The sequence below is a fragment of the Alkalihalophilus lindianensis genome (genome assembly GCF_032843265.1).
GTDB classification, from domain to species: Bacteria; Bacillota; Bacilli; order Bacillales; family Bacillaceae_D; genus Alkalihalophilus; species Alkalihalophilus lindianensis.
In genome coordinates this window covers 1-234 of record NZ_JAWJBA010001060.1, presented here as the reverse complement: position 1 = coordinate 234, position 234 = coordinate 1, and the positions used below count along the sequence as shown (strand labels likewise).

At 43.2% G+C, this 234-nt stretch carries 1 protein-coding gene; it reads left to right on the top strand.

Translation table 11 applies throughout. The features are described 5' to 3' along the window. A partial coding sequence (locus RYX56_RS25365; protein ID WP_317124515.1) for an EcsC family protein occupies positions 1-234 on the top strand: 234 nt, incomplete at both ends.

Here is a 234-nt window from a genome sequence, read left to right as displayed (position 1 = left end):
GAAGAACGGTTGTTTCTTCTTCATGTTTTTCAACTTGCTTTTTCAAGCGATGAGATTCGCAGGCAAACGCTGGATGATATTGAAAATTGGGAAAGCCGCAAAGAGGGTCTTGCGGAAATGGATTGGCGAAAGTTCCAGCAGGAGTACCGCGATTATATTGACCTTGCGAAAATGTTCCAGCTAGTTCCGGGCATCGGAGCATTTGTTGGTGCATATGCCAATAATAACTTATTA